This window comes from Streptomyces sp. NPDC096310, assembly GCF_044763125.1.
Lineage (GTDB): Bacteria > Actinomycetota > Actinomycetes > Streptomycetales > Streptomycetaceae > Streptomyces.
Genome location: NZ_JBIWFO010000004.1, coordinates 318,623 through 332,418, shown reverse-complemented (window position 1 = coordinate 332,418; position 13,796 = coordinate 318,623). Strand labels below are relative to the sequence as shown.

General features: G+C 71.0%; 14 protein-coding genes. 7 read left to right on the top strand and 7 right to left on the bottom strand.

Annotation, left to right across the window (positions count from 1 at the left end):
• Positions 1–152 precede the first annotated feature (152 nt).
• Both ACIQ7D_RS12470 and ACIQ7D_RS12465 read right to left on the bottom strand, forming a co-directional pair.
• The gene (locus ACIQ7D_RS12470; RefSeq protein WP_004937597.1) at positions 153–410 is read right to left on the bottom strand and encodes a WhiB family transcriptional regulator; all 258 of its coding nucleotides are present in this window, start codon (positions 408–410) and stop codon (positions 153–155) included.
• A gap of 316 nt (positions 411–726) precedes the next feature.
• Complete coding sequence (locus ACIQ7D_RS12465; RefSeq protein ID WP_403936565.1) at positions 727–1,695, bottom strand: diacylglycerol/lipid kinase family protein; 969 nt, start codon at positions 1,693–1,695, stop codon at positions 727–729.
• A 104-nt stretch (positions 1,696–1,799) separates the two neighbouring features.
• Between ACIQ7D_RS12465 and ACIQ7D_RS12460 the strand changes: the two genes are divergently transcribed.
• Positions 1,800–2,231: a hypothetical protein gene (locus ACIQ7D_RS12460; RefSeq protein WP_403936563.1), complete on the top strand. Its 432-nt coding sequence runs from the start codon at positions 1,800–1,802 to the stop codon at positions 2,229–2,231.
• Between the two features lie 203 nt (positions 2,232–2,434).
• Here ACIQ7D_RS12460 and ACIQ7D_RS12455 read toward each other — a convergent pair whose 3' ends face one another.
• The 3 genes from ACIQ7D_RS12455 to ACIQ7D_RS12445 form a co-directional block, all read right to left on the bottom strand.
• Positions 2,435–3,616, bottom strand: coding sequence for a SigB/SigF/SigG family RNA polymerase sigma factor (locus ACIQ7D_RS12455; protein WP_403936561.1), 1,182 nt, complete (start codon positions 3,614–3,616; stop codon positions 2,435–2,437).
• Positions 3,505–3,918 (bottom strand): anti-sigma regulatory factor, encoded by a 414-nt coding sequence (locus ACIQ7D_RS12450; protein WP_329829332.1) that lies wholly within the window; start codon positions 3,916–3,918, stop codon positions 3,505–3,507. The genes ACIQ7D_RS12455 and ACIQ7D_RS12450 overlap by 112 nt, the downstream gene beginning before the upstream one ends.
• Positions 3,919–4,159: 241 nt before the next feature.
• Complete coding sequence (locus ACIQ7D_RS12445; RefSeq protein WP_403936559.1) at positions 4,160–4,420, bottom strand: UBP-type zinc finger domain-containing protein; 261 nt, start codon at positions 4,418–4,420, stop codon at positions 4,160–4,162.
• 222 nt (positions 4,421–4,642) lie between these two features.
• Between ACIQ7D_RS12445 and ACIQ7D_RS12440 the strand changes: the two genes are divergently transcribed.
• Positions 4,643–6,244 carry a Na+/H+ antiporter gene (locus tag ACIQ7D_RS12440; RefSeq protein WP_403936558.1) on the top strand — a complete coding sequence of 534 codons (1,602 nt, stop codon included), beginning with the start codon at positions 4,643–4,645 and terminating at the stop codon, positions 6,242–6,244.
• 91 nt (positions 6,245–6,335) lie between these two features.
• Here ACIQ7D_RS12440 and ACIQ7D_RS12435 read toward each other — a convergent pair whose 3' ends face one another.
• A complete protein-coding gene (locus ACIQ7D_RS12435) occupies positions 6,336–7,250 on the bottom strand; it encodes a 1-aminocyclopropane-1-carboxylate deaminase/D-cysteine desulfhydrase (RefSeq protein WP_403936999.1) in 915 nt (304 codons plus the stop codon).
• Between the two features lie 306 nt (positions 7,251–7,556).
• On the opposite strand from ACIQ7D_RS12435, the gene ACIQ7D_RS12430 reads away from it, so the two are divergent.
• The 4 genes from ACIQ7D_RS12430 (at position 7,557) to ACIQ7D_RS12415 (ending at position 11,740) form a co-directional block, all read left to right on the top strand.
• The gene (locus ACIQ7D_RS12430) at positions 7,557–8,969 is read left to right on the top strand and encodes a family 2B encapsulin nanocompartment shell protein (RefSeq protein WP_403936556.1); all 1,413 of its coding nucleotides are present in this window, start codon (positions 7,557–7,559) and stop codon (positions 8,967–8,969) included.
• Positions 8,970–9,139: 170 nt separating this feature from the next.
• Positions 9,140–10,189, top strand: coding sequence for a family 2 encapsulin nanocompartment cargo protein polyprenyl transferase (locus tag ACIQ7D_RS12425; RefSeq protein ID WP_403936996.1), 1,050 nt, complete (start codon positions 9,140–9,142; stop codon positions 10,187–10,189).
• Positions 10,190–10,391: 202 nt separating this feature from the next.
• Positions 10,392–10,976 carry a GNAT family N-acetyltransferase gene (locus ACIQ7D_RS12420; protein WP_403936994.1) on the top strand — a complete coding sequence of 195 codons (585 nt, stop codon included), beginning with the start codon at positions 10,392–10,394 and terminating at the stop codon, positions 10,974–10,976.
• Positions 10,977–11,296: 320 nt separating this feature from the next.
• Positions 11,297–11,740 carry a DUF6304 family protein gene (locus tag ACIQ7D_RS12415; RefSeq protein WP_403936554.1) on the top strand — a complete coding sequence of 148 codons (444 nt, stop codon included), beginning with the start codon at positions 11,297–11,299 and terminating at the stop codon, positions 11,738–11,740.
• A 103-nt stretch (positions 11,741–11,843) separates the two neighbouring features.
• Here ACIQ7D_RS12415 and snpA read toward each other — a convergent pair whose 3' ends face one another.
• A complete protein-coding gene (gene snpA / locus ACIQ7D_RS12410) occupies positions 11,844–12,500 on the bottom strand; it encodes a snapalysin (protein ID WP_403936552.1) in 657 nt (218 codons plus the stop codon).
• A 211-nt stretch (positions 12,501–12,711) separates the two neighbouring features.
• On the opposite strand from snpA, the gene ACIQ7D_RS12405 reads away from it, so the two are divergent.
• On the top strand, positions 12,712–13,707 hold the full coding sequence (locus ACIQ7D_RS12405; protein ID WP_403936550.1) for a LysR family transcriptional regulator: 996 nt from the start codon (positions 12,712–12,714) through the stop codon (positions 13,705–13,707).
• Positions 13,708–13,796 lie beyond the last annotated feature (89 nt).

Here is a 13,796-nt window from a genome sequence, read left to right as displayed (position 1 = left end):
CAGCATCGAGCCCCGGACCGTTCTACGGTCCGGGGCTCGGTTCGAAGCTCACTGTGCGATGCGCATCGGGGGGTACTGCGCGCTGCGGTTCGGGGGCGGGGCTATGCGTACACGCTGTACGCTCCGCCGGCTGAGGCTGTTACAAGGGTGGTTCAGGCGGTCGCGTTGCGCGCCCGGTTACGAGCGGCGCGACGCTTCATCGCGCGGCGCTCGTCCTCGCTGAGTCCACCCCAGACGCCGGAGTCCTGGCCGGACTCGAGCGCCCACTGCAGGCACTGCTCCATGACGGGGCAGCGACGGCAGACGGCCTTGGCTTCCTCGATCTGCAGCAGCGCAGGACCGGTGTTGCCGATGGGGAAGAACAGCTCGGGGTCTTCCTCGCGGCAAACGGCGTTGTGACGCCAGTCCATGGCTGCTACCTCTCTTGGTGTGACGTGCGGATTGCTTGTGAATGTGAACGCTTTCACGAATCCCTCGACAAGGGAAGGGTCGACCGCCAGCGGAACTGACGGGGTCCTTGCATCGAGGAGGGGTTCTGGCTCTCAGGGAGGCCGGTGTTGCGGGCCGTCCCGAGCGCCATGTAGAGATTCGCAAACCTCGGCGGCGGATACAACCCCTTCTGGAAAGTTTTTTTTGATTCCTCGGTGTCGACTAGGTCACAGCCGTACTTCCATGGGGTGGATGCCAGCCTAAACGTTCGAGTGAAAGGAGTTTGGGCCCTTCCGCTCACACAATCACACGCAGTGCACGGCGAACGCCTGTGAACGTCACGCTCGTACGCACTCCGAGATGGTCGCCGTCCATCTGGAAAGGCAGGGGCGCCTTGGAATGCAAGGTGAAGTCGGTCAGGTCATGCAGGGACACCGCATGGCGTCCGTGGGGGCCCTTGTCCGGGGTCGAAGTGAGCAGTTGCGTCCCATATACGGCCGCCGCCGAGGTCGACATCCTGGTCAGGCCGAGGACATCGAGGGCCAGGTCGAAGGACGCCGTGGGGGACGAGTACAGCGGGCGATTCCCCAGGTAAGTGTAGGGAGCGGTGTTGCAGATTATCGACAGGACGAGATCTTCGACCGGATCCTCACCCGGCCGTTCCAAAGTGATCATTCCATGGCGGCGGTGCGGCTCGTCCAGGAACTGACGTATCACCTGGCGCACATAGAGCGCGTGCGTCGAGCGCTTTCCGCGTTCGCGGTGCTGTTCGACCCGGCCGACGACCCCCGCGTCGAATCCGAACCCCGCGTTGAAGGTGAACCAGCGGGCCGGCACGGCCTCGTCCTCCGAACCCGGCGTCCCGGCCGCCAGTCCCAGACCGACCGTACGTTCGCTCTTCTCCTCCAGCGCCTGAAGGATCGCGCCGGTCGCCTCCACCGCGTCGTTCGGCAGCCCGAGCGCGCGGGCGAAGACATTGGTCGAGCCGCCGGGGACCACCGCGAGCCGCGGCAGCCGCTCGGGGTCCGGACCGTTGTGCAGCAGACCGTTCACGACCTCGTTGACGGTGCCGTCCCCGCCCAGGGCCACCACCAGCTCGATGTCGTCGGAGTCGGCGGCCCGCCGGCCCAGGTCGCGGGCGTGCCCGCGGTACTCCGTCGTCACCGCCTCCAGCTTCATCTCGCTGGCCAGCGCGTGGATGAGTACGTCACGGGTGCGGGCACTGGTGGTGGTTGCTGCCGGGTTGACCACGAGGAGTGCGCGCATGCCCAGCAGATTACCGGCCGAGGCACGGCGGGTCGTCCTCGGGCAGCGGGGCGGCACGGGGGCGGGGCCCCGGGGCCAGGTCCGCGGGCCGATACCCTGCAACGGTGAGTACAGCGACGCAGCCCGACCCCGAGCCGATCCCGCGCCCCACCCGGCTGACCGCCGCGGCGGCGGTCAGCGGTCTGGAGGCCCTGGCGCTGATCGCCGGCGGGGTATTTCTGCTGGTCATGGGGTTGCTCGGCCGCCCCGACTCCCCGCAGCAGGCCGAGATGGGCGGAGTGACCCTGATCGCGCTCGGGATCATCCCGCTGCTCGCCGCACGGGGGCTGCTGCTGCGCCGTAGCTGGAGCCGGGGGCCCGCGCTGATCACGCAGATCCTCGCGCTGCCGGTCGCGTACACCCTGCTCACCTCGGACGGCGCCGGCATCCCGGCCGGGATCGCGCTGGCGGCCGTGGCGGTGACGGGGCTGGTCCTGCTCGTCAACCCGACGACCACCGAGGCCCTGGGGATCCGGGGTCCGGGTGGCGACGCGTAGCGATGAAGCGTGCGAAGGAGTGCGAAGCGCGCGGAGGAGTGCGAAAGCGCGCGGAGGGGGCGCGAAAGCGCGCGAACGAGCGTGAAAGCGGGCGGAGGGGCGTGAATTCGTCCAGGTCCCGCGTCCGTACGGTTGCGGGACCTGTCCGTGACCGGGCCGGATCGTCTCCGTAACCCTGTGCCACCCCTGCTCCTGCGCCGCCCCTACTCCTCGACGAGCAGCCGTTCGCGCAACTGTGCCAGCGTGCGCGCCAGCAGCCGCGAGACATGCATCTGCGAGATGCCGACCTCCTGCGCGATCTGCGACTGCGTCATGTTGCCGAAGAACCGGAGCAGCAGAATCCGCTTCTCTCGGGGCGGCAGATCCTCCAGCAGCGGCTTGAGCGACTCCCGGTACTCGACGCCCTCCAGCGCCTCGTCCTCCGCGCCCAGCGTGTCCGCCACCGCCGGGGACTCGTCGTCCGTGTCCGGCACGTCCAGCGAGAGCGTGGAGTACGCGTTGGCGGACTCCAGGCCCTCCAGGACCTCCTCCTCCGAGATGCCGAGCCGCTCCGCCAGCTCGTGCACCGTCGGCGATCTGCCGTGCTGCTGCGACAGCTCCGCCGTCGCGGTCGTCAGGGCCAGCCGCAGCTCCTGGAGGCGGCGCGGCACCCGTACCGCCCAGCCCTTGTCCCGGAAGTGCCGCTTGATCTCCCCGACGACCGTCGGTGTCGCGTACGTCGAGAACTCGACCCCGCGCTCCGGGTCGAAACGGTCCACCGACTTGATCAGCCCGATGGTCGCGACCTGCGTGAGGTCGTCCAGCGGCTCGCCGCGGTTGCGGAACCGCCGCGCGAGATGCTCGACCAGGGGCAGGTGCATCCGGACAAGCTGATTGCGCAGGGCCGCCTTCTGGGGCGAGCCGTCCGGCAGGTCGCGCAGCTCGATGAACATCGCCCGCGCGCCGCTGCGGTCATGTGGGTCGTGGTGCTGCCGCTCACCGCGGGACGCGTCGCGCGGCTCACTGCGCCGCTCGCTGCGCTGCTCACCCCGCGGCGCGCTCTCCTGCTCGCTGTGCTGCTCGCTCATAAAGGCCGCCCGCTCTGCCTGCGCCCGCTCTGTCCGCGCCTGTTCCGCCGCGGCCGTCTGGCCCTCAAGCCCGTCCTCCGGATGGGGACGGGCCTGCTGCTCGGGGATGCCCGCGGGGGCGAGCACCGGCTCCGCCGGAGCCTCGTGCCCTCCCCGCGGCTCTGGTGGGATGCGCCCCTCGTCACGCACCGGACCGTCCCCGTTCCTCACGCCGGCCCGGGTCCCGCGCCGCGCTGTTTGTAGAGGCTGATGGTGACCGTACGGTCCTCGGCGACCGTCGACTCGACCTTGCCTGCCAGTGCGGAGAGCACGGTCCACGCGAACGTGTCGCGCTCGGGCGCGCGTCCGTCGGTGGTAGGGGCCGAGACGGTCACTTCGAGCGAGTCCTCGACAAGACGGAAGACACAACTGAGAACGGAGCCCGGTACGGCCTGCTGGAGCAGGATCGCGCAGGCTTCGTCCACCGCGATGCGGAGGTCCTCGATCTCGTCGAGGGTGAAGTCCAAGCGCGCCGCGAGGCCGGCCGTGGCCGTACGCAGCACGGACAGGTAGGCACCCGCAGCGGGCAGCCGGACTTCCACGAAGTCCTGGGTCCCGGGCTCGCCTGCGATCTGGGACACCCTCACCTCCAAGGTGGCACAAGCTCTTCAGGGCTCCGGACAGGACATGTCGCGGAGCCTTGCTGGTACGTGTCATTACGTAGCCGGTCTGGGTGGCGACGCTATCGCGATCCATAGTGCCGTGTCGCCGGGACCCCTATCCGATACCGTCACTCATGGTAAGCATATGACCACGGAAAGTGGCTAGGGGTCTGCGGCATCCAATTCAGAACAACCGGCGGAGGGTTGACGTACCCAGTCGTCAGACGATCGAACCGTCCACGAAGCACCAGCGCCAGCTCTCGCCCGGCTCGAAACTTCGCATCACGGCGTGGCCCGTCCGCTGGAAGTGGAGTGTCGCGTGCCGGTACGGCGACGAATCACAGCACCCGACGTTCCCGCACTCCAGGCAGAGCCGCAGTTGTACGGGGTGGCTGCCGACGGCCAGACACTCGGCGCAGGTGTCACCCCTCGGAGCGGGCTCGGGATGAGGAAGTTCCGCGATGTGGTTGCACTGGCTCATGATGGCGAGATTACGACGTGCGCGCGCACACGGACGAACGCAGGCACACAGCACGCACAAGGACGTACACGGACACACGGGCGTACGCCCCGAGGGCGTCCCCCACACCGGCGTCCCCACACGGGCGCCCACACACAGGCGTCCCCACACGGACTCACACACGGACGCACACACACGGGCGTACGCACAGGCCGTACGCACACGAGGGAAAGACGGATCCGGATGGATGTACTGCCGCTGATCGCGCTGGTGGCGGGCAGCGCGGCGATCGCCGGGGCCGCCCGCAGGACGCCGGTCGCCGCGCCCCTGCTGCTGGTCGCGGCCGGACTGGGGGCCGCGTACGTACCCGGTGTGCCGGACTACACACTGGATCCGCACATCGTGCTGCCGCTGATCCTGCCGCCCCTGCTCTACACCGCCGCGGTGGACAGCTCGTACCTCGACCTGCGGGCCAACATCCGGCCGGTGGCACTGCTCTCGGTCGGCTATGTCCTCTTCGCGACCCTCGCGGTGGGCTGGCTCACCTACCTCCTCGTCCCCGACCTGCCGCTCACCACGGCGCTGGTGCTGGGCGCGGTCGTCGCACCGCCCGACGCGGTGGCGGCCACCGCCATCGCCCGCAAACTGGGGCTGCCGAGCCGGATCACCACCATCCTTCAGGGTGAGTCGCTGCTCAACGACGCGACCGCCATCACGGCCTTCAAGGTGGCGCTGGCCGCGGCGGTCGGCGCCGGCGCGAGCTGGGCGGGCGGGGTGGAGGAGTTCGCGCTCGCCGCGCTCGGCGGTGTCGGTGTCGGGCTCGTCCTGATGGTCCCACTGCACTGGCTGCGCACCCACCTCACCGAGGCGCTGCTCCAGAACACACTCTCGCTGCTCATCCCCTTCGTCGCCTACGCGGCGGCCGAGCAGGTCGGCGCGTCCGGTGTGCTGGCCGTCGTGGTGGTGGCGCTCTACCTCGGCCACCGCTCCTGGCAGGTGGACTTCGCGACGCGGCTCCAGGAGGCCGCGGTGTGGAAGATGGTCGCGTTCGTCCTGGAGTCGGCCGTCTTCGCGCTCATCGGGCTCCAGTTGCCCTTCGTCCTCAAGGGGCTCGGGGAGTACGGGGTCGCCGAGGCGCTGCTCTACGCCCTGGGGGTCTTCGTGGCGGTGGTCCTCGTCCGGTTCGTCTGGGTCTATCCGGCGACCTTCCTGCCGCGCGCGCTCTTCCCGCGGATCAGGGAGCGCGAGCCCGACACGACCTGGACCGCGCCGCTGATCGTCGGCTGGGCGGGGATGCGCGGTGTGGTGTCGCTGGCCATCGCCTTCTCGATCCCGCTGACGGCCCACGACGGCACACCGTTCCCGGGACGCAACCTCGTGCTGTTCCTGACGTTCGCGACGGTCATCGGCACGCTCGTGGTGCAGGGGCTCACGCTGCCGCCGCTCATCCGGCTGCTGAAGGTGCCGGGCCGCGACCGGCAGGCCGAGACGCTCGCGGAGGCGCAGGCGCAGAGCGAGGCCTCGGCGGCGGCGGAACGACGGCTGGACGAGCTGCTGGCCGACGAACGCAACGCCCTGCCGTCACCGCTCGCCGACCGGCTCCGTACGGTGCTGGAGCGCCGCCGCAACGCCGTGTGGGAGCGGCTGGGCGCCGTCAACGAGATCACCGGGGAATCGGCGGACGACACCTACCGCCGACTGTCCACGGAGATGATCCAGGCGGAGCGCACCGTCTTCGTCGAGCTGCGCGACCGGCGGCGGATCGACGACGAGATGCTGCGGACGCTGCTGCGCCGGCTGGACCTGGAGGAGGCGGCGGCGTACCGGGAGGACGGTTCGGACTGAGCGGGGCGTACGGGCCGGACGGATCCGCGCGGTGTGCGCGCCGGGCGGGGCCGCGGGGCGGGCGTTTCACGGTTCCGCGCGGCGGGCCGTTCTACGGGGCCGGCCGGGGCGCGGCGGAGGGTTCGGGGGCGCCGGTGACGACGGCCGCGACCGCCGTGCCGGGCGGGAAGGCGCCCTCCGCGGCCAGTGTGGTGAGCCCGTACAGCATTTTGGCGACATAGAGACGTTCCACGGCGAATCCGTGCCGGTCCTCGAAGTCCCGGGCGAAGGACTCCAGCTCGGGAGGGACACGGGCGAAGCCGCCGAAGTGGAAGCGGTCGTCGAGGCGCCAGTGACCGGCCGGCCGCGAGAACGCGGCGTGCTGGAGCCCCCGTATCTCCCCGTCCAGGAAGCCGCCCCTGAGCACCGGGAAGCCGAGCGCCGTCTGCCCCGCTCCCAGCCCGGCGGCGAGCCCCGCGAGCGTGCCGCCGGTGCCGCAGGCCACCGCGACGGTGGCGGCCGCGCCGCGCAGCTCCCGGCCCAGCTCGGCGCAGCCGCGTGCGGCGAGCGCGTTGCTGCCGCCCTCCGGTACGACGTACACGTGGCCGGGGTCCAGCCCCGCCCGTGCCAGCAGCGCGGCGACAACGGCGGGCTCCGCCTTGCGGCGGTACTCGGCGCGTTCGGCGAAGAGCAGCCGCATCCCGTCGGCGGCGCAGCGGGCCAGCGACGGGTTGAGGGGGCGGGCGGCCAGCTCCTCGCCGCGTACGACACCGACGGTGGCGAAACCGAGCAGCCGCCCGGCGGCGGCGGTCGCGCGCAGGTGGTTGGAGTACGCGCCGCCGAAGGTCAGCAGCGTGCGCCTGCCGGAGGTGGCGGCGGCCCGCAGATTGGGCGCCAGTTTGCGCCACTTGTTGCCCGGCAGCTCGGGGTGGATCAGGTCGTCGCGCTTGAGGAGCAGCCGTACACCACGGTCGGTGAAGCGTTCGTCCTCGGCGGGGTGGAGCGGCGAGGGGAGACGCGGGCGCAGGGCGGCGAGGTCAAGGGGCCCGGGAGGTCCGGGGGGTTCGGGGGATCGAGGTGGTCCGGGAGGTACGTGGGGTCCGGGCGGTACGTGCGGGGTCACCGTCCCATTGTCGGCCGGGGGCCGCCGGCGGCCAGGTCGGGCGGCCCGGGGTGCGCCGTCCGGGTGCGCCGTCGGGATGAACTTCCGCGTGTTGTGCCCCGTATCGCGCTGTTCAGTCCCACTCGTTTGTGTAATGGCGCCCGCACGCCACGTGATGGAACCATTCTTCTCGCAGGTCGTACATGATCGAAAGTTTGAGAGGAAGACTTCATGTCGGTTTCGGTTGGTGACGAGGTCCGCGCGGTGCAACCGCCGCCCCAGCAGAGTCTTGGGACGGATGCCGCCCGGAACCTGGCGACCACCACCAAGTCGGCACCGCAGATGCAGGAGATCACCTCGCGGTGGCTGCTGCGGATGCTGCCGTGGGTACAGGTGCAGGGCGGCACCTACCGGGTGAACCGCCGGCTCAGCTACGCGGTCGGCGACGGGCGGGTGACGTTCGTGCAGACGGGCGACCGCGTCGCGGTCATCCCGGCCGAGCTGGGCGAGCTGCCCGCGCTGCGCGATTACGGCAACGAGGAGGTGCTGGCCGAGCTGGCGCGCCGCTGCGAACAGCGGCAGTTCGAGGCCGGACAGGTGCTGGCCGCCTCCGGTGAGGCGGCGGACGAGGTCTTCCTGCTGGCGCACGGCCGGGTGGAGAAGACGGGCACGGGCCCCTACGGGGACGCGACGGTGCTCGAAGTGCTCGCCGACGGGGCGTACTTCGGCGACCAGGCGCTGGTGGACGGGGAGGCCACCTGGGCCTACACGGCGCGCGCCGCGACGGCGTGCACGGTGCTGGTGCTGACCGGACGGGAGGTGCGGAACCTGGCGGAGCACGAGGACTCCCTGCGCCGCCACCTGGAGACGCTGCGCTCCGTACCGGAGCAGCGGACCAACAAGTACGGCGAGGCCGCCATCGATTTGTCCGCCGGCCATGTCGGGGAAGCCGTCGTCCCGCACACGTTCGTGGACTACGAGGGTGCGCCGCGCGAGTACGAGCTGAGCGTCGCGCAGACCGTGCTGAAAGTCCACAGCCGGGTCGCGGACCTCTACAACCAGCCGATGAACCAGACCGAGCAGCAGTTGCGGCTCACGGTCGAGGCGCTCAGGGAGCGCCAGGAGCACGAGCTGATCAACAACCGTGGGTTCGGCCTCCTCCACAACTGCGACTACGGCCAGCGGCTCCAGCCGCACGACGGCGGCCCCAGCCCGGACGACATGGACGAGCTGCTGTCGCGCCGCCGTGGTTCGAAGCTGTTCCTCGCGCACCCGCGGGCCATCGCCGCCTTCGGCCGTGAGTGCAACAAGCGGGGGCTCTACCCGGACACCGTGGAGGTCGCGGGCACCCATGTACCGGCCTGGCGCGGGGTGCCGATCTTTCCGTGCGACAAGATCCCCGTCTCGGATGCCAGGACGACCTCGATCATCTGTATGCGTACGGGCGAGACCGAGCAGGGGGTAGTGGGCCTTCAGCAGAGCGGGATCCCGGACGAGATCGAGCCGAGCATGTCCGTCCGTTTCATGGGCATCGACGAGCAGGCGATCATCTCGTACCTGGTCACGGCGTACTACTCGGCGGCCGTCCTCGTGCCGGACGCCCTCGGTGTGCTGGAGAACGTGGAAGTGGGCCGCTGGCAGTGAGCTGAGGCGATCTGACGCGCGCCGTACGGCGCGAGGTACGGGCCCGGGCGGGCCGACCGTCGGCCCGCCCGGGCCCTGGCCCCATGCGGCCGTACAGCCGTCATCCGTAAAGCCGTGCAGCCGTGCAGCCGTAAGCCGTAGAGCCGTTAAGAGGAAGTTGACGCGTGACCATGACCAGCACCGGTGCCGCCACCGAGGGCCACGAGGCCGTGGCCCTCCTGGAGCGCACCCGCACCGAGGTCGATCCCGAACTGCGCTCCGCCGTCGAGACGTTGCCCGGCGCCATGCGCGGGGTCGCGCTCTACCACTTCGGCTGGGTGGACGCGGACGGGACCCAGGCGCCTGGGGGTACGAGGCGGAACGGCAAGGCGATCAGGCCCGCGCTCGTGCTCGCCGCCGCCCGTTCGCTGGGCGGGGACGCGCGCGCCGCCGTACGGGCGGCCGTCGCCGTGGAGCTGGCGCACAACTTCACGCTCCTCCATGACGACGTGATCGACGAGGACCCCGTACGGCGCCATCGCGCCACCGCCTGGACGGTCTTCGGCACGGCGGACGCCATCATCACGGGCGACGCCATGCTCGCCGTCGCGTTACGGCTCCTCGCGGAGGATCCGCACCCGGCGTCGGCAGCCGCCTCGGGGCGCCTCGCGTCCTGCGTGATCGAGCTGTGCGCGGGCCAGCAGGCGGACTGCGCCTTCGAGTCCAGGGACCCGCACGAGGTCACGCTCGACGAGTGCGTCGCCATGGCGACCGCCAAGACCGGCGCCCTGCTGGGTGCTTCGTGCGCGCTGGGCGCGCTCTACGCGGGCGCGGGGCCCGAACAGGCCGAGGCCGTGGACGCCTTCGGCCGGGAGGCGGGGCTCGCCTTCCAGCTCATCGACGACCTGATCGGCATCTGGGGCGACCCCGACCGTACGGGCAAGCCGGTCGGCGCCGATCTGGCCGCCCACAAGAAGTCGCTGCCGGTGGTCGCGGCGCTGGCCTCCGGCACCCCGGCCGCCGAGGAGCTGGCGGAGCTGTACCGGCGTCCGCTGGACGCCGAGGGGGTGCGGCGCGCCGCCGACGCCGTCGAGCGGGCCGGCGCCCGGGACTGGGCGCAGCAGGAGGCGGCCGAGCGGATGTCCCGCGCCGTCCAGCAGCTCTCCCGGGCGGTGCCCGACCTGGCGGCGGCGGGCGACCTGCTCTCGCTCGCGGAGTTCGTCACCCGTCGCAGCCGCTGAACCCGCGTTACTCCGCCGCCCGCCGTACCTCCGCCGCCCCGCTGCCCGCACGCACCCCGCTGACCACTGTCATCGCGGAAAGCGCCCGGCCCCCCACTCAGCGCATGTACCTCAACTCTATTATCAGGACGGCAAGTTGACGTCATGACTGGAGGATCGGAACGTGAGCGTGGACAACGCGGGCAGCGGCAATACCGGCGGGATCAGACGGGCCACCGAGGCGGACCGGCCAACGCTGATCCGGCTGCTGGAGGACGCGTTCGAGGCCGACCCGGTGACCCGGTGGGTGTTCCCCGAGGCGGACAGCCGCAGGAAGCTGAGCGGCCTCTTCTTCGGGGTCTTCGCCGATGTCGCGCTGGCCGAGGGGTGGGTCGACCTCCTGGAGGACGAGACGGCCATGGCGCTCTGGCTCCGGGTGGAGGCGGGGCTGCCCGAGGAGGAGGACGAGACGCCGGCGCGGATGCGGGAGGTGTCCGACCCGGACAACGAGCGGACCGAACTGGTCGGCCGGCTGACGGGCGCCGTCCACCCGCATGACCGGGCACACGCGTATCTGCTGATGATAGCCGTGTCCCCGGAACACCAGGGCCGTGGAGTGGGCCGCACGCTGATCGAATCCGTGCTGGAGCGGTGCGACCGGGACGGTGTGCCCGCCTATCTGGAGGCGAGCAGCGCACGCAGCAAGCGCCTCTACGAGCGGCTCGGGTTCGACTTCACGGGCACCACCGTCGACCTGCCGGACGGGCCGCACATGTGGCCGATGTGGCGCGAGCCGCGGGACCGCTGAGCCTTCGGCCGGCCGCCCGACGAAGATGTGGCCGGAAAGCTACGGCGGGCCGCCGCGGCGGGCGGACGCACCGGCCCCCACCTCACCGGCGGGTCCGGACCGTGCGGGGCAACATCCACTCCGTACAGGCGAGTTGATGATCACACCGTACCCACAGGTCCGAGCCCCCGCGACGGACCCCGGCGGGACGGATCTCGCCATGACCGGGTATGTGCCTTGGTTCTGGCGGGACTTCGCAAACGGGGTACTCGTCAGGAACTACGCACACGAGTGGTGACCCGTGCTGCGGCGGAAGATCTGCTACCGCTACAGTCCGCGCCATGACAGCGGAGTCGACGGATTCATGGGCGGGTTGGTACCGGGACCGCCAGGGGGCGGAAGCGATCACCCTGACCGCGGGTGGACAGCAAGTGCGCACGCGGATCAGGGGAGTTGAGTACGAAGGGGTGGATTTCGCCGTACTGGAAGCGGTGGGAGCGGGCGGGGTGCTGTCCTCCTGTGTCATGGAGTGGGACATCCCCCTGCCCGTCAGCTCGGACGGCACGGTCGAACAGGCCACGCTGAGCTGTCTGCTCGCGCTGGGTGAGCGGGACGCGGAAGGGCCGGTCGGCCGGGCGGAGCTGAGCCTGACCCTGCACTGCGGCGGGGCGGCGTACGCGTCGGGTATCGCCGGCGGCGGCTTCGAGGAGGCGCTCGGCCGGATCAGGCGCCAGCTCCCGGTGAACACGGAGCTGGCGGACCGGCCGCTGGTGGGGGCTTCCTGAACCGCTGAGTTCCCTGGTCCGGAAGGAAGCGGGAACACGGAAGGGGCGTCCCGTGGGGGGTGGATACGGGGACGCCCCTTCGCGTGCGGTGCGGGGGGAAAGATCAGGAGAGCTTGGCCAGGGCGGCGGCGAGGCCGTTCGCCCACAGGGTGTTGACCCGGGAGCGCTCCGCCGCGTTCGGCTGGGCGTTCTGGCAGGAGGTGCCGGGGCCGCCGCCCGACATCAGCTCGCTGCACGGGCCCGAGTAGTGGTCCGGCAGACCGAGGACGTGCCCGGTCTCATGGGCGGTGACCCGCGTCGAGTTGTACTGCTGGTTCTGCGCGTAGTCCAGGAAGATGTAACCCGAACCGTGGCCGTTGGTGCTCGCGTACGAGCCGCGCGGGTCGTTGCCCTCCCGGTAGGTGAAGTCGACGCCGCTGGTGCCGGCCTGGAGCTTCACGTTGGAGACGGCGGCGTTCCAGATCGACGTGCTCGCGGCTATCTGGCTCGCGAAGCGCGGCGCCGCCGAGGCGTTGTAGACGACGGTGACGGCCTGGATGCCGGGGTTCGCGGCGCGCTTCTCGGCGACCGACTTCACGACGGCGTCGAAGAACGCCCTGTTGTTCGCCGCCTCCTCCTTCGAGCCCTCGTACGCGGCGTACGAGGCCGTGGGCGCGGTCTCGGAGTCCGCGGCGGAGGCGGCTGGGGTGAGGGCGAAGGCGGTCGCGAAGGCGATACCGACGGTGAGAGCTGCCGAAAGTGCGGGCTTGGGGTGTCTCATGTGGGGGGCTCCTGCTTCCTGCTCGTCCGGTGCACGGATTCGGGTACCGCAGAGTCTCGATGAGTTCGCCCCGGCGCGGATGATGTCAGCCGCCGATAACACCAGCGCATCACCCCGCGTAGAATCCTGGCGGTATTTCTTCGAATCAGACGCCAATTACTGCGTTTTGACCATCTGGTGCGGCTCATTCGGCGGCTCTACTCTCTGGGGCATGGAGCTGGAGGTGAGACACCTGCGCGCCTTGTGCGCCATCGCCGACACCGGCAGCCTGCACAAAGCGGCACGCCAGTTGGGGATGAGCCAGCCGTCCCTCACCACACAACTACGGCGGATCGAGAACGCGTTGGGGGCCGAGCTGTTCTCCCGCGAACGCACCGGCTGCCGGCCGACCCCGCTGGGCCACTCCGTGCTGAGCCGCGCCCGGCCGCTCGTCTCGGGCATGGCCACCCTCGTCGCCGAGGCGCGCGCGGCGGCCGACCGCAGCGCCGGACCCCGGCTGCGCGTCGGCTCCACCGCCAGCCGCGTCCTCGCGGGCTGGCTGCGCCGGCTGCGGCACCGGCTGCCCGGCACGGACATCTCGCTCCACATGGACGTCTCGCCGAGCGCGCTGCTGCGGATGGTCGCGGCCGGCCAGCTCGACATGGCCTTCGTCCACGAGGTGGAGGGCTGCCCGCTGGCGGTCCCCGACGGGCTCGCCCATCGCGTACTGGTCGAACGGGAGCCGCAGTTCGTCTCCATGGCCCGGGACCACCCGGCGGCGGCCCGCCAGGTCGTGGAGCTGGCCGACCTCGCCGGGGACCGCTGGATGGTCGATCCGACGGTGGACGGCGAATGGGACGGCCTGCGCCGCGTACTGGGCGCCGCCGGGCTCAACCCCCGTGTCGTGCACGGCGATTACCTCACCGCCGCCTCACTGATCGCGGTCGGCGAGGCGGTCGCACCCTGCCAGCCGACCTCGGGCCCGCGCGACGACATGGTCATCCGCCCCCTGCGGGACGACCCGCTGGCGGTACGACTGCTGCTCTTCTCACGGATCTCCCCCGTGGACGGCGCGGTCGGCGACGGCGCCCCCGGCGAACGCGCCCTCGAAGCGGCGGTCTTCGCCGACCTGGAAGCGGCCTACCGGGAAGCGGCGCTACGAGCGGTCGACTACCGCCGCTGGCTCACCCGCCACAAGAGCCCCCTGCTCCACGCCCCGGCGGCCTGAGCGGCGCCGTAACGGTGGAAACCGTTCAACGGTACGAATACGGCCGGTCGGGCTGAGCAGGCCGGGGCGTTCAGCCGTATCCCCAGGTG